Source organism: Bartonella sp. CE47NXGY (assembly GCF_042195415.1).
Classification (GTDB): Bacteria; Pseudomonadota; Alphaproteobacteria; order Rhizobiales; family Rhizobiaceae; genus Bartonella.
On record NZ_JBHIOI010000001.1, the window covers coordinates 201,026 to 226,080 of the forward strand.

A 25,055-nucleotide genomic window follows, 5' to 3' on the forward strand; every position below is an offset into this window, starting at 1 on the left:
TTCCCTTTATAAATTAATTTATCTTTTTTCCGATATCTGCAATCGTACGCAATGAAAGAGAGAAATTAAAGTTTTGCAAGGGTGCTTTCCTGCCTGGATTCGTTACCTGTTGATAACCGAATGTTAACCCGAAACATTCATCCATATAACTCAAGCTAATTCCTCGCTTTATAAATGTACCAGATACTAAATCATAACCGGCGTTGCTATTAATGGACCAATAATCTGCTAATTTAAGTCCTGTTTGAAAAGAAATTTCTTGGCGCTCTTGAGAATATTCATAGTCTGGTTGCTTTGCGATATAGGCATATTGTAGAGCCGCCCAAAAATTTTGCCATTTTTGTGATGCTTCGATTTCACTACGGCGGATTTTTCCTGTTTTTTTGTCAAAGCGTCCACGCGTTTCTAAGGAAAAACCACTTTTATGGGTTGTACCAAACATTGCAACATAGTCTGAACGTTTTGCCTCTAAGCTAGAATGAGTACCGACATTGATAAAGTCCTTTTCTGCAAAAGAATTCTTTCCTGCTAGATGGAAGGATTGTCCAATGAGACCATAAAGAGACCAATTATCATTAAGGCTTCCAGAATATCTTATACCTATATTGGCTCTTGTACCACCTTCTACACGATCATAACCAGAAAATTTGTCTCGTTGAAAGAGAGTGGTTGCATCAAAGACAAAGCTTTGAGCATCTTCATTAGGAATTTGTCCGATATATTGTTCATTATTGCGTATGAAAATTTGTGCGGTTGGTTCTATGATATGTGTAGAATGATCAGCTGTAATGAGAAAGGGATAGCGTAGTTCCAGCCCTGCTGTTGCCATGCCACGAATTGCTGAACCACGAACTTCTGATAACACATTGTTTTCTATATAATCTGTGTGATTTTCGCTTGCATTAGTTGTAATGATATCAGCTCGTAGAGAGAGAAGAGGAGTTAAGATGAGTCCGTTGTGCGTGTTGAAGCGCTTTTTCCACTGAAGCTCGTTTGTTAAACGCAAACTATTTCCAGCCATACCAGAAAGCCTTACTGTGTTGAGAGGGTTTCCGTTCTGGTCGGGTGAACTGAAGTCAGCATGGCGACGATAAACTGATTGCATATTACTATGGAAGGTAAGCTCTCCATTATAAATGGGTTCATCTGGTGTGAAAAAATAATCGATGCGTGGTAAGACCCACGCTTGCCGAGAGTGACGTTCATAATGAGGATCATTCAATATTGAATCTTGAACTTTAAAATGATAAAAACGCATATCAAAATAATTTTTTTCTGCAAGACCATTCAGATAGATCTGAGAAAGTTGTGTAGGATTGTTATAGTTTTCAAGTTTATAGGCACGACTAAAATGCCGATCTGATTGTGCAAGAATATCCCATCCATAAGTCCAGTGTGAATTAATACGAAAATCCCCCTTTGTCGCCAGCATATAACGGTTTTTATGTTGGGCATCAATCGTATCATTATCAAATCTATGCGGTTTCATTTGATATATATGAGCAAAGCGAATGTTATAACGGCCCGTTTTTAAACGCTGACGCCATTCCCCTTCGGTTAAAAGCCCTTGTTGGGTATAAACCGTAGAAGAAAGGGTAAAATCATAATGGGGGGCGAGATTCCAGAAATAAGAATTCTTTATCCCCATACCGAGATAATCAGTATAAAAAAAATGAGGAGTAAGCAGACCGCTAGCACGCCTGACAGTTGGATCATAGATCTCAAAATTTGGAAATTTTATAATCGGTACACCAAAAACTTCAAAACTGCTATTTTCAAACCGAATTTTTTTGACGCTATTATTCCATATGATCTTTCTTGCTTTAATTTTCCATAGGACGTCTCGATCTGGTTTATAAGAGCAAGGTTCACAGGCTGTATAGGTTGCATTTTCAAAGACTGTTATGTGATTGTGTTTGCGTGTAGCATTTTGGGCTGAAAAGTGAACATTGTTGGCTGTATCAATACGTAGGGCGTTTACAAAACCCTCGCCAAGATCTTTGGTCATATCAATTTGGTTGGAATAAATTTTATTACCATCCTTTTGAGTAATTTCAACGTTCCCTTGTGCTATAAGCCGTCCTGTTTTTTGATTGTAAATAATTTTTTGAGCGACAACTTTATTGCCATCATATTCGATTTGGACATTACCGTGTGCAGAAACAGTGTTTTCATCACGATTGTAGATGAGTTCATCCGCAGAGAGCAAAAGAGGAGGTTCCGGATTTTGAATGCGACTTTGAGAAGGAGATTGAAGGCTTTGAGCGTGCGCACAATAAGATAAAGCACCTCCTAAAATAACCCCCACAACACTTTTAAAAGCGAGAGCACTTAATTTTGTTAAAATAGTTTTTTTAAGTGTTAATGCTTTCACTTAGCCATCCTCTTTATGAAGTAAAAAAGAGATTCCTAAGAATAACGCAATAACAACGGGTGTCCAAGCTGCAATAATTGGTGGAATATATCCAGCATTACCGAAAGCTTGAACAAGTACGGAAATAACATAAAGCATAAACCCAGCTATTACGCCACCAAGAATCAACATTCTAGATTGCCCAAAACGTGTAAAATTTAAAGATACAGTTGCTGCAATGAGGGTCATTGCCACAAGCAATGCCGGTAATGCAATCAAAGATTGGAAATACATATCAAAATTATGAGCAGAATAGCCAAATGAACGTGCAATCATAATTTTTTTTGGCAATTGGTAAAATGGAATAGTTGCGGGATTCACTAAACGTTCCGTTAAAAATTCAGGTTTTAGATTGGTTTTTATTTGCAACACGGTAAATTTTTCAGGAGGATGCCCTATTTTATAGATTGTTCCATTTGTTAATAGCCAGAATCCATTAGTCAAGGTTGCTTTTGGGACGTTAATCCAATTTTTAACGGTTGCATTGTCATTGTATTGTACAAAGGTTGCATCGAGAAGAGAAAGTCCTTGATCGGTGATAGATTTAGCACCAATGGTTGTTCTGCCTAAATTTGTACGTTGTGTTAACCAGTGGATACTTGTATTGTGAAGAGGTGTTAGTACATTGTGATTGCGCCATTCAGTCATCTTTTTTTCTGCTTGAGAAAATCCCCATGCAGCAAGTGGATTAATGAGAAGAATTGAAAATAATCCCAAAAGAAAAGCTCCAAAACAAGCTGGCATAAGAAATTGCCATGCAGAAACACCGATTGAACGAGTCACTACAAGTTCAAGTTTTTTGTTGAGCGAGATAAGCGTTGCCATTGCAGAAAAGAGTGCAATGAAAGGGATAAGTTGTTGCATGATAAAAGGGATGCGTAAAGCAGAGAGGAAAAATGCATCTTTTGCTGTATAATGCGGAAGGGAAGATAGCCTACCAGAATTCTCTGTGAAATCGATTAAAAGAGCAAGAACAAAAATACTTCCCCAGAAATAACAAGTTATTTTAAGATACCGTATAAAAAAATATCGTCCAAGTGTCCACCCAATCATGATATTTTATCCGAGGAATCTTGAGATTTTTGCTGTTCAAATTTGTTCATTATTTTTTGAAAAGCGATTTGAAGTATCTCATTAACTTTTGTGGGAAGCCCAATTTTATGATTCGTTAAAAGCATAAAAAAGACAAATGCACTTGTTCCTATAGGTATAATATAAAGGAGAGGAACGTATGCAAGATCGCTTTTTGCTTTTTCTGCGAAAAAATATCCTATCCAATACACCAGAAAAGAGAGGGCAATTGCCGAGAGATTTGCGGAATGACGAGCTTGTCGATGGGAGCGTACATCCCCTGCTGCTGCTAATGCAATAAGTGAAAAAACAATAGGGTAGAGCCATTGTGTTAATCTGCGGTGAAATTCAGCTTTATATTGGAGTGGTTTTCGTTGATAGTAGGGATCTTTTGGGTCAGGGTTTTGTAAATAAGAAAGAGACCGATCTTTTGGATAAAGAGTAGGTGTTTTATCACTGGGGATAAACTCTCCTAGGCTAAAAGTATATGAGCTAAATTGCACGATTGAAACACTGTTATTTTGATGATTGACTCTTTCTATTTCACCGTTATTGAGAACCAGAAAACTGCCGTTTTTATTGCTCACAATGGATGCGTCTGTTGCATAATAAAAAAGATCAGTCTTAGGATCACGCTGGTCGGCAATGAAAAGGCGTTCAAGTGTTCCATTTGGATTTCGTTCGCCAATTTCTATGTAAAGGTTATTGGCGAGTTTTTGGAAGCTCCCTTCACTAATGAATAGATTAATAAGATCAAAATGAGCGCTTGCTAGCATTTGTCGCATATGAAGACGCGCTTGAGGAACAACAAAATTAGCTATAGAAAAGGAGATACAGGATGCAACAATAGCAAGAAGAAGGATAGGTTTCCAAACAGTACTTTTAGGAAAACCAGAGGCATTGATGACAGCAAGTTCTGAGTCTTGATGCATTGCTGAGAGGATGGTTGTAATTGCGATAACTAATGCAAACGGAATGACAACAAAAATAACAGAAGGAACCAATGAGAGTGAAAATTGTAAGACTGTGAGGAGTGTTTGTTTACTTGTTGTGAGAAAGTTTATCCGTGCAAGAATTTGTATAGTCCAACTAACGCCCACTGCTGCAATCATGACAGAACTAAACAAAACAAGGACACGTTTCAGGATGTAGAACTCAATAATACGCATAAATTGGGGAAAATCCTCAGTTTTTAATTCGATAGCAAATATTCTTACTGCTTTCGGTTAAAATGTAATAAAGTTTGTAAAAATATCCTTTCATGAATTGGATATTTTTACCAAATAAATAATATAAAATTGCCTATGAGGTCCTCTTTAAATTTTCCGTACATTATATTTTATTTTCAACTATAGTCTACAAAGAATCTAGAAAATAACTTAAAAAACTTTTTTATTAACGTTGAAGATAAAAATTTTTGTCTTTTAAAGACACGTGCAAAAAGATAATGCATCTCAATCAAAAAAGAGGGTTTATATCTTGAACCGTTTCCTTTGTATTAGGGATATAGAATTTTTTTTAAAAAGATGTTAGCTTTTTATAAAGAATGATGAAGGCTTAAGAGATTGGATATTTTATTCTATCATTTGACGCAGTCAACGCTGAAGGGTATTTTGCCGACGCTTGTGGAGCGTGCATTGGCTCGTTTTGGTAAAGTAACAATACAGTGTGTGAGTAAAGAACAACGCGATTCTATAGATATACATTTATGGGTTTATACTGATGAATCATTTATTGGACATGGAACGGAGTGTGATCAATATCCAAACTTTCAGCCTGTATTTCTTACGACAGGACAAGAAAATCCGAATGATTCAAAGATTCGTTTTCTCATAGAGGGAGCTGTTTGTTCGGATATTGATGCTTATCAACGGCTTGTCGTGATATTTGATGGTAGAAGTGAAGAGCAGTTGAATCTCGTTCGTGCACAGTGGAAAAAATATAAAATGGAAAATCATAATTTAACGTATTGGCAACAGACTGAAGATTGTCGCTGGGAAAAACAGGTTTAATGCGTCTTGTATCTATTGTTCTGATTTTTATAGGATTACTGGGAATAGTAAATCCTGCACTTTTTATTACGGAAGGCTCAGGGGGAGGGCGTTGGGTTTTTATTGTGATTTTTCTTTTAGGCATGTTAAATATATGGACTATAATTAAAAAAACGAAACGCCATAATGATGATCATTGATCGAATTTTGCTTGTTTTATGGGCTGTGATGTTGGCCTTCTTTTGCGTTTCATGGTTGGGGACAACGCATATCTTATCAGAAATGTTTGCTGTTTCTTATATAAGCAATATTGCAGATTTTTTATTTTTCTTTTTGAGTGCCTTGTTTGCAGGAATATTGTGGTGGAAAATACCTCAACCCCTATCTTTAAAAACGAAACTGGCAGCATTTTTGCCGCCAGTCCTTATTTTATTCTTCGTTATTATATTTTAGTTGGATATTTCATCATCTGTAAATCCGACGAAGCAAATCAGTGAAATAAAAGAAGCAAGAAGCAAATAATAACCGATATAAGATGTATCGAAATGTTGCACCAGATATTCTGCAATATAAGGCGCGAGAGATGCTCCTACAATAGCAGATAAATTGAAAGTAATAGAAGAACCGGTATATCGAATTGCTGTTGGGTATGGTGAAGCCAAAACAGCACCAAGAGGACTGTATATCATTCCCATGAGAGATAAGCCAATGACAGACATTGCAAGGACTCCTATAACTCCAGAATTTAAGAAATAAGGAATTGCGAAAGAATAAATACCGGTGATGATTGTAATCCAAATCATCAAAGTTCTACGTCTAATACGGTCAGCGAGTCTTCCCGTGATGACAGTAAAAATCCCACAAAAAATAGCACCGACAATTTCGATTTGAAGAGCTTGATGAAATGGCAATTGCAAATGGTTTGTTGAATAGCTTAACAAATATGTAGTAACCAAGTAAAACAAAACAAAAGTTGCCATACCAGAAAATATTCCAAGAAATAGGATTCGTGGACATTTTAAAAAGACATCTATGATAGGAACTTTGACATGTTTTTTACTTTCAAGAGTTTTTTTGAATTGAACAGTTTCATTGATTGAAAGACGGACCCATAATCCTATAATCATAAAAACAACTGAAGCAATAAAAGGAATACGCCATCCCCAAGCTAAAAGTTCTTCACGATCAAGGAAATGCAGCAGACCCAAATAAACAGCAATAGATAAAAACAAACCTATTGAAACGCCTAATTGGGGAAACATTGCATACCAGCCGCGCTTTTCTGGAGGGGCATTTTCTGTAGCGAGCAAAACAGCTCCTCCCCATTCTCCTCCTAATCCAATTCCCTGTCCAATACGGCACAAGGTTAAGAGGAAAGGGGCAAACCACCCAGCTATTTCATAAGTAGGAAGAAAACCAATAATGACTGTTGAAAGACCCATTGTGAGAAGAGAAGCGATAAGTGTTGCTTTTCTTCCAATCTTATCTCCAAAATGTCCAAAAACAACTGATCCAAAAGGGCGGGCAAAAAAGGCTGCTCCAAATATTAGGAAAGATTGTAAAATAGCAATTTGATCATTTTGTGTTGGAAAAAACACATGAGGAAATATAAGAGCTGCGGCAGTGCCAAAGACATAAAAATCAAAGAATTCAATTGTTGGGCCAATAAGGCTTGCAAATAAAATCCGACGAGGGGAGTTTCTGTTGCTTGTAGCTTTCATTTCTGAGTTTATAGACATGAATAGAATGTCCCTTTTAGTATATGACAAATCAAATGACGAGTTAACTGACTATAACTATAGAAATTTCAAATCGGTGTCGAGTCAATATTATGACACTTCGTTATATATTAGAACAATGATTATGGACTGATGAGTATGAATAAGTGGTCTATATATTATCCATATTGAATAAAATAAAGACACTGTTTTAAATGCTGTAGAAGATGGCAATAGGTGGCCATAAACGCAGCTCTCATTCACATTGCTGTTTCCTTTAAAGTTTAATGCCATTTTTATCTATTAAGGAATCAATCTTATTCGTAGATCAGTGTTTAGTGTCTCAAAATATTAAAAATATTTTTCATGGATGCAATTATAACACTTTTAAAGTGTATCTAAAACAAATTAAATCTTTTAGTTGTGCATGCATTTTAAAACACATGGTGTATATTTGATCTGTCAGAGCTTAATCCATCGAATGCTTTGCTATCTTAAAAGACATGAGGTTGAGCAATTACGTTGTGTTGTTTTGATCTATGCACTTTTTTCTAAATGGGAGAATTTAAATTTAAAATTATGGAGTGTAAATAATGCAACGCAAATTGAAATTAAGTTTTTGTGCGGTAATGGCCAGTGGTTTTTTTGTCAAGATTGCGAGTGCATATGGAGTAGCTACACCAAGAGAAAAGTTATTAACACCAGTAAGTATCAGTGAACACCTAGAAGAGACAAGAAAGTTGTTATCGGAAGTGAGGGGACTAAAAGAAAAAAAGGGGGGATCAAAAAAGATAGAGAATAAACAGACAGTAGAAGGAAGTGATCTTTCAGAAGAGGAAAGGAAGAGATTAGAAAAGCTATTCTTTGAAGTACTCCCAAATTCAATAATAAGCGATGGTGCTACGATCTATATTACTAACCGTGACTCTGAAGGTTCTGAAATAAATAGCTTTAACTATAAAGATGCAGCTTATTCCATTAATAATACGGTTAGAGAAGGGGGAAAACTCTACATTGATGCAGCAAGTGTTAGCAGGGATACGACAATTGAGCATGGTGGGATTGAGTTTGTCCAAAACTTGAGCAGTTCGGAATATGCCGCTGTTAAAAAAGGGGGAAAACAAATTGTTGAGAGTGGTGCAAATGCAGAAGGGGCTCAAATCCATGGCGGTGAGCAGATTATTTTTGGTAAGGGGTTTCTTGGGGATGGTTTGTCGCGTGAAGATAAGGCAAGTAGTGCTTATGGCACTGAAATTCATGCTGCAGATGGAATGCTAGGAATACAAAGTGTCTATAGTGGGGGGATGGCTGTTGACACAAAGATTATGAAAGGTGGTGTCCAGAATCTTGATGGTAAAGAGAATTTTCATAACGGTTTCTCAGAAGATGCTGATACAGCCGATATAAAAGATGAAGATTTTACAATTAATGAGGGGGCTTTTGCACTGAGTACCGAACTTTTTAAAAATGGTATGCAGAATATCTTTGCAGGAGGGAATGCGAGCGAAGTTACTTTATACGATAGAGCTATTCAGAATATATATGATTCTGGATACGTGGATAATCTAACCATTAATCATCAAGCAAGGTCATGGGCTTTTGCTGGTGCAATATTAGATAAGGATACAAATGTTCATGATTTTGGTAGTCTCTATCTTTATGCTGGGAATGGTGAAGCTGTTACGGAAGTAGAAAATCTTAATTTAAATGGAGAAGATAGCAAACTATACATTATTGCTCCTGAAGATAACAGCAAAAAACCTCACGTTAATATCCAGAATTTAACTGGAAGTGGCAGAGTTATTTTTACGTACTTAGGGACTAATAAGCATTACTCTAAGCTTAATATTGATGATCTTTCAGGTTCTTTACATTTCGATTTTAATGTCAATTTTGCCAAGCAGCTTAGTGATTATCTTGTGATTAAAAAAAGGGGCTCTGGTTCTCACACAATAAGTGTGGCTGATTCTGGGCGTGAAATTACAAATTCTTCTTACAAAAAGCTTAAATTAATTACTGATCGCAGCGGAAATGCCCATTTTACTCTGACAAACACTTTTGGTGAAAAAATCGGAACTGTTGATGCCGGAACCTATCGGTACAGTTTGAAACATAGAAACAATAAGGGTACTGGTAAAATTTGGTACTTAGATGCAAACCACACCATTGATGAGACAACTTCTCAAGTTTTTGATAGTGTATTGAAACCATATACTGGTTCATCAAGTGATTTACTTACAGAACTCACAATTGATCAAGGAACAACTGTTTCTATTGCAGATCCTAGCTTTGACACGAGTAGCAAGGAAGTTGATAGCAATGGAGAAACTTCAATTAGTAATACAGTTAAAGATGGTGGAAAGCTTTCCGTTTATAGCGGTGGTTTTAGCTTGTATACGACAATTCAAAGAGGTGGCACTGAGCTTATTAAAACACAGGGTCTTTCACAGGATACTATTGTTCATAAAGGTGGGCAACAAAAGGTTAAAGAGGGGGGAAAAGCTGAAGGGGCTAAAATTTACGGAGGTGAGCAATTTGTTTCAGGAAAGTCTGATATTAAAGGTGCGATGGTGAGGAGCAGCGCCTATGACACTATCGTTTCTGGTGAGAATGGAGTGCGAGGATATCAGAATGTGTATGATGATGGAGAGGTTTTTAACACACAGATCATGGAAGGAGGGGTACAAAATCTTTATGTGGAAGAAGATTTAGACCATTATAGCAGTTTTGCCTTTGATACGAAGGTCTTTTCTGGTGGACAGCAACATGTTTTAGCGGGAGGAATCGCGATTGGCGTTCTTTTAGAAGGGACTGCTTTTCAGGCAATAGATTTAGGAGGTTATGTAAAAGATTTAACCGTTAAGGATCAAGCACAATCGTGGTTACATGGTGGCGCAACATTGGAAGGAAAGACAACGGTTAATGATTCTGGACGGATTTATCTTTATGCTGGTGCAGAGCAATCTCGTACTGAAGTAGAAAAAATTGTCTTAAATGGCAGAGATACAAAATTGTACGCGATTGCCTCTAATATAGATGGTGAAAGTTCTTTGATTGAGAATCTGAGTGGGAATGGTCGTGTTATTTTTACTTCTACCGTGTTTGATCCACATTACTCTAAACTTGAGATCAATGATCTTTCAGGGAGTTTACATTTTAGGTTGCATACTAATTTTGCAGAACAGCGCGGTGATTATCTTCTGATCAAAAAAGGATCAGGTAATCACACCATAAGCGTTATCGATTCTGGTGTTGAAATGACCAATTCTCCTCTACAAGATCAGAATTTAGTTTTGGAGCTTGATTTAATTCATGTTCAAAGCGGAAATGCGCATTTTACTCTGACAGATTTTTCTGGTGAAGAGACGAGTACGATTGATGGTGGAGCCTACATGTATGGCTTAAAGACAAAAGATGATAATGGGGGAAAGACTTGGTCTTTGGCTACATCACAAATAACTTCTGCTCCTGTAATTCCTTCACCTCATGTGGAGTCGCCTATAGATAAGCTTCCTGAAAAAGAAGAAAATATGACATCGGCAAAAGATTTTAGTATCTCTGATGTAATTCATTACAGCATTGGGGAAGGAGGAGGAATTCTACAAAGCTCTTGGCTCGGTGATGATAACGTAGTTTATGTCTCTGATGATGGAGAGCAAGGTGTTCTTAAGAAGTCTATTAATAATACAATTCAGGGATCAGGAAGACTTTATGTTGAAGCTGGTGGTTTCAGTAAAAATACAACCATTGAAAATGGTGGTGTTGAGATTGTAGGGGAACAAGGGATTTCAGAATTTACGATTATTTACGAGGATGGAAAACAAAGAGTGGAGGGAGGAGGAACCGCATTGAGAGCTGAAATTTATGGTGGGGAGCAGCTTGTTTTCGGAGATGGTTATGTAAATGGTGGAATTGTGGGGAGCAGTGCTTATAACACGACACTGTATGGTCAAGGTGATACGCCGGGACAGCAGAATGTATATGATGATGGGATGGCTGTGGGAACAAAAGTGATGAGTGGAGGAGTACAAACTCTTGCTAAGTGGTTTCCTAATGATGATAACTTTGCAGAAAAAGCCGGCGGTTTAGCTGTAAATGCTGAAATCTTTTCAGAGGGTGTGCAGCGTGTTTTAGCAGGAGGTGAAGCAAATAGAGTCATTTTACGCACTGGTGGTGTTCAAGAAGTCTATGCAGGTGGAATTGTAAAGAATCTAACGATTGAAGGTAATGCTAATTCATGGATTTCTCCTGGTGCAATATTAGGAGGAGAAATAAAAGTTCAGGATTTTGGTGGGCTCCATCTTGATGCTGGAGACGATGGTCAACAAACTATAGTAGAAAACATTGAATTAAATGGAGAAGACGCTCAATTATACTCCGTTGCTCGTGGGTTTGACGACAAAAGTACACGCATTCAGCAGTTAAGCGGTGTAGGAAAAGTCATTTTTATCTCTTTTGAAGATGATTTATATTACTCTCAGCTTTACATTGATAATCTAGCAGGGAGTCTACATTTTAACTTTAATGTTAGCCTTGCAGAAGAAAAAGGTGATTACCTCTTTATTGAGAATGGGAGTGGTTTTCATACAATAAGTGTCGTAGATTCTGGTATTGAAATTGTTGATCCTTCTTCAGCAGGACTTGATTTAATTTTTGATCAAAGTGGGGGCGCACATTTTACCCTGAGAAGCTTTTCTGGTGCAAATGTTAAAACTATTGATGGCGGAGCCTATACGTATGGTTTAAAACAGAGAATTGATGAGGATGGGGGTGAAAAAGTTTGGTATTTATCTGCAGTATTTATTGATAATATTTCATTTCTCAACAGTTTACCACGTAGTAGAAGCAGATCTATGCGGCATTTAAATCAAAATCAATCAGCTTCTTCTCTTTCAACTATTGCAGCACCACAAGCGCGTATTATTAAATTGCCACGTCGAAGAAAAAACCGCCAAAACTTGAGTCAAAGATCTCCAGCTTTTGTATCTCCAACTGTTTCCTCTCTTGGAAGTCCCGTTATTGAAGTCTTAGGTTCAGGAAGTTTTCATCCTCTTTCTGATGAAAAACAACAAACTGCTGTTTCAACCTCTTCTCAATCTTTAGCCGATCAAATGATTGTGCGTCCAGTTCATAAAGAACAACCTTTTCTACAATTGAGTGAGAAACTTTCAGTTTCTCACTTTTTGACCACTCCCTCTACAGATGCGGTATTGTCTATGTCTGTGGCGCCAGCGATGGTTTTTCAAAATGAAATGCAAACCGTACGTGCGGGAAGAGGAATTCTAGATAAAAGTAAAAAGAATACGGCTTTATGGACCTATGCGATTAAATCTAAAGAGAGTGTTGTTACAGAGCATATAGATTTTAAACTGGATCAGACCGGTATCGTTTTGGGGATCAATGGTTTAAGCGAGTGGGAAAATGGAGAATTTTATATAGGTGGTTTTGGCAGTTATGATCGTGCCCGTGTTGCGCATGCACGGGGGGGCATCAGTGGTATCAATACTTATGGTATTGGCGCTTATGTCACTTATTTGGATCATAGTGGATGGTATCTCGATGGTATTTTAAAATACAATCATTATCAAAATACTCTAAAGGCAGTTTCAACGAATGGTTTAGGGATTGAAGGAAGTTATAGGCAATGGGCGCTGGGCGCCTCCTTTGAAGCAGGTTATCGACTTAAGACGTCAAAGAACAGTTGGTTGCAGCCTTATGGACAATTTACATGGTTGCAAGTTGAGGGTAAAGAAATCAAGTTATCGAATGACATGACAGGTGACATGCGTCCATTCACTTCATTACGCAGTGAGGTTGGTTTATCTTTAGGATATGAATTTGGTTTTCACATGGATTCCTCATCGCTTGCGTATATTACAGCAGCATGGTTGCGTGAGAATAAAGATGACAATCAAACGTTAATTAATCAACGGCATTCATTTACCACGGACTTATCAGGGAATGCAGGTAAATTAGGAATAGGTTTAAGCAGTTTAGTGAGTGAGAAGTTAAAGTTATATGGTGAGGCCCATTATATTAAAGGGCGTAAAACAAAACAGTCCCTTCAGGGAATTATAGGTGTACGCTATAGTTTCTAACGATATGGTTATTTTTTAGTTATCTTTAAATATATGATTGTTTTTAAAGGTCTTTAATTAAAGGTTCAGAGAACAATTTTTCAGAGCACGCAGCTTCGTTGTTCATGATAAACTGTATACCCTTATATACTTGATTATGCATTACTTTTTATCTTTGATAAGAAAACTCCGAGAAAATGCTAAAGAAGCACTATAAGAGCGCTCTTATATTCTTGATCAAAAAAGTATTTAAAAACTATAAAGAGCGGTTTTTTATGAGATAAGGAGGATTTTTAAGAAGGATTGTTGCAATCTAAGGTTGAAAATATATTTTGTAGAGCTAATTACGTTTAGTGTCTATGCAGGCGTGAAGGGGGGAGGATATGGCTCTACAATATAAATGGAAACGACATTGTTGGATACTCATGTTGAGCAGCTGTTTTGTGCAAGCTGCTGCTGCAAATGAGGGGGGAACAGCACTTTTTTGTCAATCTTCAAGTTATGAAAATGATAAAGTATTTCAAGATCAATACAATGAGGATATGAAAACAGGCAGATGCATACTTGGAGCCTCTAATGATGTCATGGTAAGAACGCGCAATGAATTAGACTTTTTGAAAAAGCCTAGCGATTTTATCATGGATAAGGGTGCTAGAGTGTTTGCGAGTCAACAGGAGCTTGACAGCAGTCATCGTGACAATGCTGGATATAATGCACAAGAACAAAATACTGCATTCCTTAAAAAGCCTGAACTTATTTCCATTAAAGATGGGGCAATGTTAGAAAATTATATCCTTGATAATGAAGGTAAAGCATACATTTCAAATGATGGTGAGATTGATAGTCCAGGGCGATCCATTAATAACACTGTAAGGAATGGTGCAGAGCTTTATGTGTATGCAGGAGGACTCAGTGAGAATAGTAAAATTGAACATGGTGGAATTGAAAATGTTCAGGCTTTAAAGGGAAAACAAGGTTTTTCGAAAAATGCTGTTGTTAAAGAAGGCGGGCACCAAAGTGTTGGAAATGGAGGGAAAGTAGAGGGGACTAAAATTTATGGCGGTGAGCAGCTTGTTTTCGGCGAGGGGGATATTGGAGGAGAGATTAAAGGCAGTAGTGCTTCTCATACTATCATTTATGGTCAAGATGAAACACTAGGCCAACAAAAAGTATATGATGGCGGAAAAGTTTGGAATACAAAAGTTATGCAAGGGGGTGTCCAAGAGGTTGGACAAAAGTCTCAAAGTGCAAAAAATGGTGGTTTTGCATTTGACACAGAAGTTTTTGGTGGTGGTAAACAACGTATCTTAAAAGGCGGTCAGGCTATTGGAGTCACTTTAAATGAGAGTGCTATTCAGGAAATATATACTGATGGATCTGTAAAAAATCTAACAATGAATGATCAAACAAAATCATGGGTGCATGCTGGAGCAACATTAGAAGGCAAGACACAGGTAAACCATTCTGGGCAGATCCATCTTTATGCTGGGAATGATCAACAACGCACCACAGTAGAAGATATTATTTTAAATGGAAAAGATACAAAACTATACTCTATTACTGATGAGTTTGATGAAAAAAGTTCTTTGATACAAAAATTAAGTGGTGAAGGGAGTGTTATTTTTTCGTTTACAGGTTCTGATCCATATTATTCTCAGCTTCATGTGAATAATCTTTCAGGAAATTTACATTTCGCGTTCAATACTACGATTGCCCATAACCGTGGTGATTATCTCTTGGTTGAGAAAGGCGCTGGGAAACATACAATAAGTGTTGCTGATTCTGGAGTTGAAATCACGGATCCTTTTTCAAATAAGCGTGATTTAATTACGGATCAAAGTGGTGGAGCGCATTTTACGCTGACAGATCTTAAGGGTGAAAAAATTAACGCCATTGATGGTGGAACTTATATGTATGATTTGAAAGAAAGAAAGGATGAAAATGGAAAAGTTTGGTTTTTATCGGCAGACCGCCTCAGTGGACCAGAACCTTCTATACCAGATCCGACAAATCCTTTTTTTCCTGGAGAAACATCAACAACCCCCTCTACAGATGCAGTGTTAACGTTGTCCGTAGTTCCTGGGCTTATTTTTAATAATGAGTTGCAAATTATACGGAATGGTAGAAAAATTTGGGACAGAAATAAGAAGGATATCGAACTATGGACTTATGGGATTAAGAGCAGAGAACGTGTTGCGACAGGCCATACACACTTTAAGCTTGGGCAGACAGGTTTAGTCTTTGGTGCTGATCAGTTGAGTGAATTAAGGCATGGAGAGTTGTATGTTGGTGGTTTCGGGAGTTATGATCAAGCACGTATTTCTCATGCACGAGGTGGTGACAGCGATTTGAGCTCTTATAGTATTGGAACTTACGCAACTTATTTTGATCATCGTGGATGGTATATGGATGGTGTTTTGAAATATAATTATTACCGAGATAATTTGAAAGCCATATCAACGAATGGTTTAGCCATTCAAAGTCATTACAATCAGTGGGCGATAGGTGGATCATTTGAGATTGGTTGTTATTTTGAACCGGCACAGAATACTTGGATGCAGCCTTATATCAAGCTAACAGGTTTGCAGGTTGAAGGTAAAAGAATAAAACTTTCCAATGGAATGATAGGTGATCTAAGCCCATTAACTTCATTCCGCAGTGAAGTTGGATTGACTGCAGGACATGAATTTTTTGTGAGTTCAGAAACTTCATTAACAGCTTACATTATGGCAGCTTGGTTGCGTGAGAATATAAATAATAATTATACGACAATTAATAACCAGTATAAATTTATTACAGATTTATCAGGCAGTGCGGGTAAATTGGGAATTGGTTTAAACGGTTCGGTCAATGATAAACTAACACTTTATGCGGAAGCACATTATCTAAAAGGACATAAGATTAAGAATGCTCTTCAAGGTATTTTAGGATTACGCTATAGTTTCTAAATATGTGTGCATGGCTGATTAACTTTACAAATGTAATTGTTTTGCAAACTTAAACAGATAACGTTCGGCTATGTCTTCTCGAGAGTGTAAGGACTTTCTCAAATAGTAGAAATGTCTTTATACTCTCTCTTTTAAAGGCAACATACTGAATTTATAATAATAATTCATTTCTATGCATGTTGAATGAGAGTCGCGAAAATCATAGGATTCTCTCATTCCAAATCTGTTTATGTTGAATCAATCAAAATTATTCGCTTGGCACATCGCAAGCGGGATGAAGGTGTGTATAAAAACTATACAAAAAAGAAGTAAAAATGTCTCTGATGAATCGTCTCTAGTGTCAAGGGCTGTCACAACATCGGGATGGCAAAGTGTATGATGATATCGGCCCGCTTCTTCATAAGCGTAAAGATTGGGGGGTCAATGGCTTTACCGGTATATCATTCATGGATGACGTGGCGAAATGGGCTTGAGTGCATTGAGAGATGTCTCTTTAAAACAAGTGAGTGAATGTACAACCCAATGGCGTTTTGTTTTACGTGAAGAGGGGGCCCCATTAAAGGGCACGAGCATTTTTTTCATCTATAATTCCAGATATGCAAATTATTCCTTTAACTTAAGTGAACATTTTGAATTTTATTCAATTTTTCTGCCTTAAGTTAGAGTTTTTTAGTGGTTTATAGATAAACAACTTTAAGTTGTTTAAATTAAAAAAATACACTAAAAAATTGTATTTAGACATAAATAAAACACATTATGATACAATCTAAAATGAGCTATCTATGTAGTCGCGGGGTATTTTTCTAAATAATTGAGAGTGGAGTGTGGATAATGCGGTATAAATACAAATTAAGTTTTTCAGTATTGATGATCAGTAGTTGTCTTTTGCAATCTGCAAGTGTAGTTGAGAGTAGGAATAGAGTGCTAACAAGAGCAACACATGTGGTAAATAGAGAAGAGGAAGAAAAAAAAATAGCACTGATGTCTAATTTTTTTCGCAATAATACTATTCTCAAAGATGGTGATGTAGAGCTTGTTGATAATGGAAAATCCTCCGTAGGATCTAATATTAAAAAAGGTGGGATGCAGATAGTTGTACGCGGAGGAACTGCAATTAATGCTGAAGTTAGAGGTGGTAAGCAGTTTATTCATGAAGAGCCCAATATTGATCTTACACGCGTGTTGAGACGGAGTAGTGCATATAATTCCACAGTTACTGGTGTAGATGGAGCAATTGGGCAGCAGAATGTGTATGATGGGGGAGGTGCTTGGTATGCGAAAGTGGGAAATGATGGAGAACAAAATATTTATGCGGGGCAAAGAAAGGAAGGGGGGAGAGCAATGTTTACAGAAGTTTCTGGGAATGGGAGACAGCATGTCTTAGCACTAGGGGAGTCTGTGAAAACTACTTTGAAGGATCAAGCTATTCAAGTTGTATATCCTATGGGATTTGTAGATACTTTAACAATTACCGATTTTGCTAAATCGTGGTTCCATGTTGGTGTACAAGAAGTCGTTGGAGAAGTAAGGATCAATGGTGGCGGAGAACTTTATTTATTCGCTGGCGATAGGACAAATCATATAACTAAGAAAAAAATTCCTATAGAAGAGAGCGTGGATGAGATAATATTTGAGGTTGGTGAACGGAAGATAGGAGAAAAACCACAGATTAAAATTAAAGATTTAGGGGGGCAGGGTGGGACTGTTATTTTTTCTTCTATTCCGTATGATCCACGTCATATTTCACTTTATGTTGAGAGACTTTCAGGGGATTTACATTTTCGATTCAATATTAGCGCTACGTGGGATGCGAGTGATTATTTGTTGATTGGTGAGGGCTCAGGGAATCACAAAATAAATATTGCAGATTCTGGACGTGAAATTACAGGTCCTCTCTCACAAAGGAATAGTTTGGTTACTGAGCTTCCGTTAATTACCGATAGAAGCCACAATGGCGGAGCTAATTTTACTCTGGCAGATCTTTTGGGCAAGGACATTACAGCTGTTGATGGTGGAACCTATCAGTATCGCTTAGTGAAGAGAGGAAGATGTGCTGATTCTAGTGGTAGTGCTACAATTTGGTATTTAAGTAGAGCTTCTGGAGATACGGAAGGTTCTAATTCTGAAGTAGAGTGTGTGAATAAGAAAGCGAAGATTCCTCTTGCATTGTCTGCTGATACGGGTATACAGTCTGATCAAGGGGCTTCTTCTGAAGGAAAAAATACCGGTCCTCGTCCACTTACTAAAAAACAGCCATCTAAACCACGACCTCCACGTCATTTAAGAGGGGCACAGAATGTCTCTAGTGTTTCTGTATCTCCCTCTCAAGAAAATCAGACTCTTGTAGCGTTTCCTCTATCAGGTCTTCATCCTTTTTCTGATGAAAAACAACAAACTGCTGTTTCAACCTCTTCTCAATCTTTAGCCGATCAAATGATTTTACGTCCAGTTCATAAAGAACACCCTTTTCTACAATTGAGTGAGAAACTTTCAGTTTCTCACTTTTTGACCACTCCCTCTACAGATGCGGTATTGTCTATGTCTGTGGCGCCAGCGATGGTTTTTCAAAATGAAATGCAAACCGTACGTGCGGGAAGAGGAATTCTAGATAAAAGTAAAAAGAATACGGCTTTATGGACCTATGCGATTAAATCTAAAGAGAGTGTTGTTACAGAGCATATAGATTTTAAACTGGATCAGACCGGTATCGTTTTGGGGATCAATGGTTTAAGCGAGTGGGAAAATGGAGAGTTTTATATAGGTGGTTTTGGCAGTTATGATCGTGCTCGTGTTGCGCATGCACGGGGGGGTAACAGTGGAATCAATACTTATGGTATTGGCGCTTATGTCACTTATTTTGATCATAGTGGATGGTATCTCGATGGTATTTTAAAATACAATCATTATCAAAATACTCTAAAAGCCGTTTCAACGAATGGTTTAGAGATTGAAGGAACATATACTCAAAGGGCATTGGGAACTTCCTTTGAAGCTGGTTATCGACTTAAGACGTCAAAGAACAGTTGGTTACAGCCTTATGGACAATTTACATGGTTACAAGTTGAGGGTAAAGAAATCAAGTTATCGAATGATATGACAGGTGACATGCGTCCATTCACTTCATTACGCAGTGAGGTTGGCTTATCTTTAGGATATGAATTTGGTTTTCACATGGATTCCTCATCGCTTGCGTATATTACAGCAGCATGGTTGCGTGAGAATAAAGATGACAATCAAACGTTAATTAATCAACGGCATTCATTTACCACGGACTTATCAGGGAATGCAGGTAAATTAGGAATAGGTTTAAGCAGTTTAGTGAGTGAGAAGTTAAAGTTATATGGTGAGGCCCATTATATTAAAGGGCGTAAAACAAAACAGTCCCTTCAGGGAATTATAGGTGTACGCTATAGTTTCTAACGATATGGTTATTTTTTAATTGATCTCAATGATAATTTTGATAGGAAGCATTTAAGATTATGAAAGAAGATTCAATATTTATTGAGATTCTGTAGCGTATCTTTATGATGGGATGAGCAATTGCAGGTATTTTTATTAAAGTTTTCTTTATAATTTATTCTATGTTTTTGAGAATTTGTGTAGATTTTTGCAGAGTCACTTGGCAAAGGGTTCCTTGCTCGCTATAGAAATGGCTAGAGAATATTATAAATGAAATAAAGGTGGTTAAATGGCTTTAGAGCGTACTTTTTCGATGATTAAACCAGACGCAACCCGTCGTAATTTGACTGGCGCAATTACTAAAATGCTTGAGGATGCGGAGCTACGTGTTATTGCGTCTAAACGTGTCTGGATGAGCAAACGTGAGGCTGAAAAATTTTATGCTGTTCATAAAGAACGTCCTTTTTTTAGTGAATTGGTTGAATTCATGTCTTCTGGTCCAACCGTTGTACAAGTTTTGGAAGGTGAAAATGCAATAGCTAAAAACCGTGAAGTAATGGGGGCTACGAATCCTAGTGATGCAGAAGAAGGGACAATTCGTAAGGTTCATGCTTTATCGATTGGCGAAAATTCTGTCCATGGATCCGATAGTGCTGAAACGGCAAAAACAGAAATCGCCTTTTGGTTTCCTGAGGTAGAAATTGTTGGTTAATAAAGCGTTTATAATAATAAAGCGTATATAAGAAGCAAAAATCCGAAACACTATATTTCGGTTTTTTGCTTATGAGATTATAGATTTTTTTGAAAGCATATGGAGCATTAATCGTTTTTTTAGCTTTTAATATTGCAGCTGCTTTTACGAAAATATAAAGGCTATTTACTCTTTTTTGAATAGCTTTTATCTACACGTCCCCCTTATTTGTAATGTGCAAAAAAGCATTTTATTGATCTATCATTAATAAAAACAAATCAATCTTATGCTATTCTCATCTCTTATTTAAGTACAAAAAGATAAATCATCATTATAAAATTCCATACTATTCATAGGATAACGTGTTTTAAACCTGCACGAAAATAATCCCACCCTGTCCACAATGTAAGGAGGGCAGAAATCCACAGCATAGTAATGCCAAACTCTACTGTGTAAGGGAAAATTTTATTACCGGCTGGTCCAGCTAAAAGAAATACAATAGCGATCATCTGTACAAAAGTTTTCCATTTTGCAAGACGAGAGACAGGAACACTAACTTTTAACTCCGCCAAATATTCACGTAATCCTGATACAAGAATTTCTCTGCAAAGAATGATAATAGCTGCCCATAGAGTCCACCCAGCGATGGTACTGTCTGCGGCAAGCAAGAGCAAACAAGCAGAGACGAGAAGTTTATCGGCGATTGGATCTAACATGCGACCAATATTGGATGTTTGTTCCCAAATACGAGCAAGGTAACCGTCAAGAAAGTCAGTAATGGATGCAACGATAAAAATAGAAACAGCAATCCAGCGAGTGATATCACTTGATTGTAGTCGCCCTTCTAAAAAAAAGCATGCAACAACCATTGGGACTGCAACAATTCGTGCATAAGTTAAAATATTTGGAAAAGAAAAAGTATGATTTTTCATGGAGCCATTTTTAATTCTTGTGAAAGAGAATATATTTCCTAAACGTAACAAGGCGAAGGTTATGAAACAAGCCTATTTTTCATGAAAATGGTTATAAATTTTTTGTGCAATTGTCATAGAGATTCCCGTAACTTTTTTTAAATCTTCAAATGAGGCACTAGCAACAGCTTTGGCACTTCCAAAATGATGAAGCAATGCACGCTTTCTTGTCGGACCGATATTTTCGATTTCATCAAGTGGGTTTTTGAATGTTGCTTTTTTTCGTTTTATCCTATGAGTTCCAATCGCAAAACGGTGTGCTTCATCACGCAGACGTTGCAAAAAATAGAGGATAGGATCACGTGGAGGAAGTGTAAAGGGGGGAATACCTTTTATAAAAAATCGTTCACGTCCCGCATGACGGTCAACACCTTTGGCGATTCCAACAACTGTGAAGAGATCATTTAATTGTAATTCAGCAAGTATTGCATGTACGCTGTTGATTTGTCCTTCACCACCATCGATTAAGATAAGGTCAGGCCAAATGGGAAAAAGATCATCATCTTTTATGTTATGACTTCTATTTGGCAGATCATGCTCTTTGATAAGGCGTGAAAATCTTCGTTTAATCACTTCTTTCATCATGCCAAAATCATCGCCAGGCGTGATATCTGTTGAGCGAATGTTGAATTTTCGATATTGATTTTTAATAAATCCCATTTGACCAGCAACAATCATAGCCCCTACAGCATTTGTTCCCATGATATGAGAATTGTCATAGACTTCTATCCGGTGTGGAGGAAAAGGTAGTTGGAATGTTTTAGCAAGACCTTGAAGCAATTTTGTATGGGTGGCTGTTTCAGAAAGCTTATGTTCAAGTGCTTCATGAGCATTGAGATAGGCACGATTAACAAGAGTTTTCCGTTCACCTTGTTTGGGTAAAGAGAGGGATACTTTGTGGTTTGCTTTGAGACTAAATGCTTCTGTAAGAAGTGCCTTTTCTTCAATTTCTTCAGATAAAAGGATGCTTTTGGGAAGTGGTTTATCATCGTAAAATTGGGCAAGAAAACTCGCTAAAATTTCAGTGCGGGAAAAAGAGGGATCTGCTTTAGGAAAATAGGCACGGTTTCCCCAATTTTGCCCCATGCGAAAAAAGAACACTTGAATACAGGTCATTCCTTCTTTTTGCGCAATTGCAAATACATCCGCTTCTTTTATCGTTTGAGGATTAATACCTTGATGGCTTTGTATGTGAGAAAGGGCTGATAAGCGGTCACGATAGGAAGCTGCTTGTTCAAAATCAAGATTTTCTGTGGCTTTATGCATAGCTTGAACCATATCGCTTTTAATAGATTGATCTTTTCCCGAAAGGAACGCTTTTGCTCCTTTCACCAGTTCTTTATAATCACTGTCACTAATTTCATGAGTACAAGGTGCAGAACATCGCTTAATTTGATAAAGCAAACAGGGGCGTGTACGGTTTTCAAAAACTGAATCAGTACAGGTTCGTAATAAAAAGGCGCGTTGTAAAACATGAACTGTTTGTGTCACTGCACCAGCAGAAGCAAAAGGACCAAAATAGTGAGCTTTTCGTGTTCGAGCACCACGATGTTTGTAAAGTGCAGGCACTCGATGATCATCTGTAATCATAATATAAGGGAAACTTTTATCATCACGCAGGAGTACATTAAAATGTGGATGCAATCTTTTGATGAGATTGGCTTCTAAAAGGAGTGCTTCTGTTTCTGTATGGGTGACGATAAATTCCATATGATATGTTGCACGAATCATGCGGGTAATACGATTATTGTGTCCTTGTTCACGTGTATAGTTTGAAACACGTTTTTTGAGATTACGGGCTTTTCCAACATAGAGAATATCACCATTTTCACCAATCATCCGGTAAACCCCTGGCTTATGCGGAAGGTGTCTAACAAACTCTTGTATGAACTTGATACCTTGGAATTGATTTTTCTCATTGCTTTGATTAGCATTATGCCATGTAATATTAGAGAGAAAAGAAAGATTTTCCCGTTCATTTTGCGGACAATTTGTATTATTTTTCAGGACCATTCCGTTTATTACGAATATGTTGTTTGTTTAATATATGAAATATTCTTTTTTGTTAAATAATGATTATTTATGTCTTTATAATTTTTTTCTATAAATAATATCTTATAACATAAGAGTATGATTTTAGAGAGCCGATCTTTCATAAAAAATATGAGAGTTGTTATTCTAAGACAGCTTTATGAATTTGCCCAATTTATCCATTAAAATGGATTGAAATAAGAAATCCATGATGATTAAGAGGATAGACTTTCTAAAAGGAAAAAAATTAATTCACGCTGATCGTTCTTAGCTTACCATTATAATATGTTGGTATTATCCAAAGAATCAAAGAACTTTATCATTTAATGCCTTTGTATTTTACAACATGATATTTGATTTAGGAAAAATATTAGAGAAAGATCTAAAATAATAGATGTTCTTTTTGAAGCCACTTATGCGTTATTTTGGCATTTTCATCTTGTCCAAGACGGTTGATAAGAAAGGGGCTGAGTTTTTTCATTTCTTCTTCCAAAAGGTAGGGAGGGTTAATAATAATCATACCACTTCCATTCATTGTCGGTGGACTTGAATTTTTTCGGATACGCATTTCAAGCTGTAGAATCTTAGGAATTCCGGTTTGATAAAGCGCGTGAAGAAAACTTTCAATTTCTTTGTCATATTTAACAGGATACCATAAAGCGTAGATTCCTCCAGAAAAGCGACGATAGGCTTTCGTTAATCCATCAATAAGGCGGGAAAACTCTCCAGTTTTTTCAAAGGGAGGGTCAACAAGGATAAAACCACGTTTTTCTTTTGGTGGTACATGAGCATTTAAGGAAAGCCAACCATCTAAATGCAGAACTTTTGTTTGATAATCTCCTGCAAAGTTTTTTGCTAAAATATGATAATCTTCATTGTGCAATTCTATTGCGGTGAGGCGATCTTGTTTCCGTAATAATTGACGAATAAGAACAGGAGATCCAGGATAAAATACAATTTCTTTTTCCCCTTTATTGAGGGCATCAATGATATCACACCATGGACAAAGGAGTGTTCTTAAATCTTCTGGGATAGGAGTTGAAAAAAGTCGTTGGACACCTTCGCGACACTCTCCTGTTTTATGTGCTTCTAAAGAAGAAAGGTCATAAATACCGATTCCAGCATGCGTATCTATAACGCGAAAAGCTTTTTCTTTGCGTTTGAGATATTCTACAATGCGAGTGACAATAATGTGTTTAAAAACATCAGCAAAATTGCCAGCATGATAAATATGCCGATAATTCATGGAGTAAACTCTATCATATGTATAACTGTACCGGATTATTAGCATAGAATAATAGAATTGATATCCATAAAAATACTCTTGTAGAAATCAAACAATACCCTCACTCCCACATTATACACTACAGAAAAAATATTAATGTCATCAGAGCATTTATTCACAGAGCTATTTTTATATAATGAGATTAATCGTTAAAATTTTAATTTTTTTATATGAAAGATAGACAAGAAGAGATCAAACATTTCAATAGAGATATTTATGTTGTAAGAGAATTTTTTTATGACCGCGGACTCTTTCAGGAAAACTATAAAAAAACTCAATTAACGAGAATATTAGTGAAGTTTGTTGAAAAATTGAAGGGTATCTTTCAAATTCATTTTGTTTAAAGATTAAAGAATTTCAAATGCTTGATAAAAACATTGTTACATTTATAAGTTTTTTAGCAAGCGTAAAATTATGGATAGAGCAATAAAGTGCTGGTGTTATAGTGATAGATTTTTGT

14 protein-coding genes are annotated in these 25,055 nt (G+C 36.9%); 7 read left to right on the forward strand and 7 right to left on the reverse strand.

The window, feature by feature from the left end; translation table 11 throughout:
- Positions 1-13: 13 nt before the first annotated feature.
- Genes ACFIL3_RS00870 through lptF form a run of 3 tightly spaced genes read right to left on the reverse strand, consistent with a single transcriptional unit; the run spans position 14 to position 4,653 of the window.
- Entirely contained in the window at positions 14-2,374 is a 2,361-nt protein-coding gene (locus ACFIL3_RS00870; protein WP_375681760.1) for an LPS-assembly protein LptD, read from the reverse strand.
- Positions 2,375-3,466 carry an LPS export ABC transporter permease LptG gene (lptG, locus tag ACFIL3_RS00875; RefSeq protein ID WP_375681761.1) on the reverse strand — a complete coding sequence of 364 codons (1,092 nt, stop codon included), beginning with the start codon at positions 3,464-3,466 and terminating at the stop codon, positions 2,375-2,377.
- Positions 3,463-4,653, reverse strand: a complete 1,191-nt coding sequence (gene lptF, locus ACFIL3_RS00880; RefSeq protein ID WP_375681762.1) for an LPS export ABC transporter permease LptF — start codon at positions 4,651-4,653, stop codon at positions 3,463-3,465. The genes lptG and lptF overlap by 4 nt, the downstream gene beginning before the upstream one ends.
- A 396-nt stretch (positions 4,654-5,049) precedes the next feature.
- On the opposite strand from lptF, the gene ACFIL3_RS00885 reads away from it, so the two are divergent.
- The 3 genes from ACFIL3_RS00885 to ACFIL3_RS00895 are packed head-to-tail and all read left to right on the forward strand — an operon-like array spanning position 5,050 to position 5,928.
- Positions 5,050-5,496 (forward strand): DNA polymerase III subunit chi, encoded by a 447-nt coding sequence (locus ACFIL3_RS00885; protein WP_375649565.1) that lies wholly within the window; start codon positions 5,050-5,052, stop codon positions 5,494-5,496.
- The gene (locus ACFIL3_RS00890; RefSeq protein WP_375629223.1) at positions 5,496-5,675 is read left to right on the forward strand and encodes a hypothetical protein; all 180 of its coding nucleotides are present in this window, start codon (positions 5,496-5,498) and stop codon (positions 5,673-5,675) included. Before ACFIL3_RS00885 ends, ACFIL3_RS00890 begins: the two co-directional genes overlap by 1 nt.
- Positions 5,665-5,928, forward strand: a complete 264-nt coding sequence (locus ACFIL3_RS00895; RefSeq protein ID WP_375629333.1) for a hypothetical protein — start codon at positions 5,665-5,667, stop codon at positions 5,926-5,928. Before ACFIL3_RS00890 ends, ACFIL3_RS00895 begins: the two co-directional genes overlap by 11 nt.
- Here the strand turns inward: ACFIL3_RS00895 and ACFIL3_RS00900 are convergent.
- Positions 5,925-7,214 (reverse strand): MFS transporter, encoded by a 1,290-nt coding sequence (locus tag ACFIL3_RS00900; RefSeq protein ID WP_375611247.1) that lies wholly within the window; start codon positions 7,212-7,214, stop codon positions 5,925-5,927. The two genes, ACFIL3_RS00895 and ACFIL3_RS00900, sit on opposite strands and share 4 nt — an antisense overlap.
- A 572-nt stretch (positions 7,215-7,786) precedes the next feature.
- On the opposite strand from ACFIL3_RS00900, the gene bafA (ACFIL3_RS00905) reads away from it, so the two are divergent.
- The 4 genes from bafA (ACFIL3_RS00905) to ndk all read left to right on the forward strand — a co-directional run bounded on the left by bafA (ACFIL3_RS00905) (position 7,787) and on the right by ndk (position 20,329).
- A complete protein-coding gene (gene bafA, locus ACFIL3_RS00905) occupies positions 7,787-13,291 on the forward strand; it encodes a BafA family autotransporter (RefSeq protein WP_375681763.1) in 5,505 nt (1,834 codons plus the stop codon).
- A gap of 362 nt (positions 13,292-13,653) precedes the next feature.
- Positions 13,654-16,218 (forward strand): BafA family autotransporter, encoded by a 2,565-nt coding sequence (gene bafA / locus ACFIL3_RS00910; protein ID WP_375681764.1) that lies wholly within the window; start codon positions 13,654-13,656, stop codon positions 16,216-16,218.
- 831 nt (positions 16,219-17,049) lie between these two features.
- Positions 17,050-19,638, forward strand: coding sequence for a BafA family autotransporter (gene bafA / locus ACFIL3_RS00915; protein WP_375681765.1), 2,589 nt, complete (start codon positions 17,050-17,052; stop codon positions 19,636-19,638).
- Positions 19,639-19,906: 268 nt separating this feature from the next.
- On the forward strand, positions 19,907-20,329 hold the full coding sequence (ndk, locus tag ACFIL3_RS00920; protein WP_375612918.1) for a nucleoside-diphosphate kinase: 423 nt from the start codon (positions 19,907-19,909) through the stop codon (positions 20,327-20,329).
- 329 nt (positions 20,330-20,658) lie between these two features.
- Here ndk and pgsA read toward each other — a convergent pair whose 3' ends face one another.
- The 3 genes from pgsA to ACFIL3_RS00935 form a co-directional block, all read right to left on the reverse strand.
- On the reverse strand, positions 20,659-21,240 hold the full coding sequence (gene pgsA / locus ACFIL3_RS00925; RefSeq protein ID WP_273723320.1) for a CDP-diacylglycerol--glycerol-3-phosphate 3-phosphatidyltransferase: 582 nt from the start codon (positions 21,238-21,240) through the stop codon (positions 20,659-20,661).
- Positions 21,241-21,312: 72 nt separating this feature from the next.
- Positions 21,313-23,292 carry an excinuclease ABC subunit UvrC gene (gene uvrC, locus ACFIL3_RS00930; protein WP_375681766.1) on the reverse strand — a complete coding sequence of 660 codons (1,980 nt, stop codon included), beginning with the start codon at positions 23,290-23,292 and terminating at the stop codon, positions 21,313-21,315.
- 400 nt (positions 23,293-23,692) lie between these two features.
- On the reverse strand, positions 23,693-24,556 hold the full coding sequence (locus ACFIL3_RS00935) for a 23S rRNA (adenine(2030)-N(6))-methyltransferase RlmJ (protein ID WP_375681767.1): 864 nt from the start codon (positions 24,554-24,556) through the stop codon (positions 23,693-23,695).
- Between the last annotated feature and the right edge of the window lie 499 nt (positions 24,557-25,055).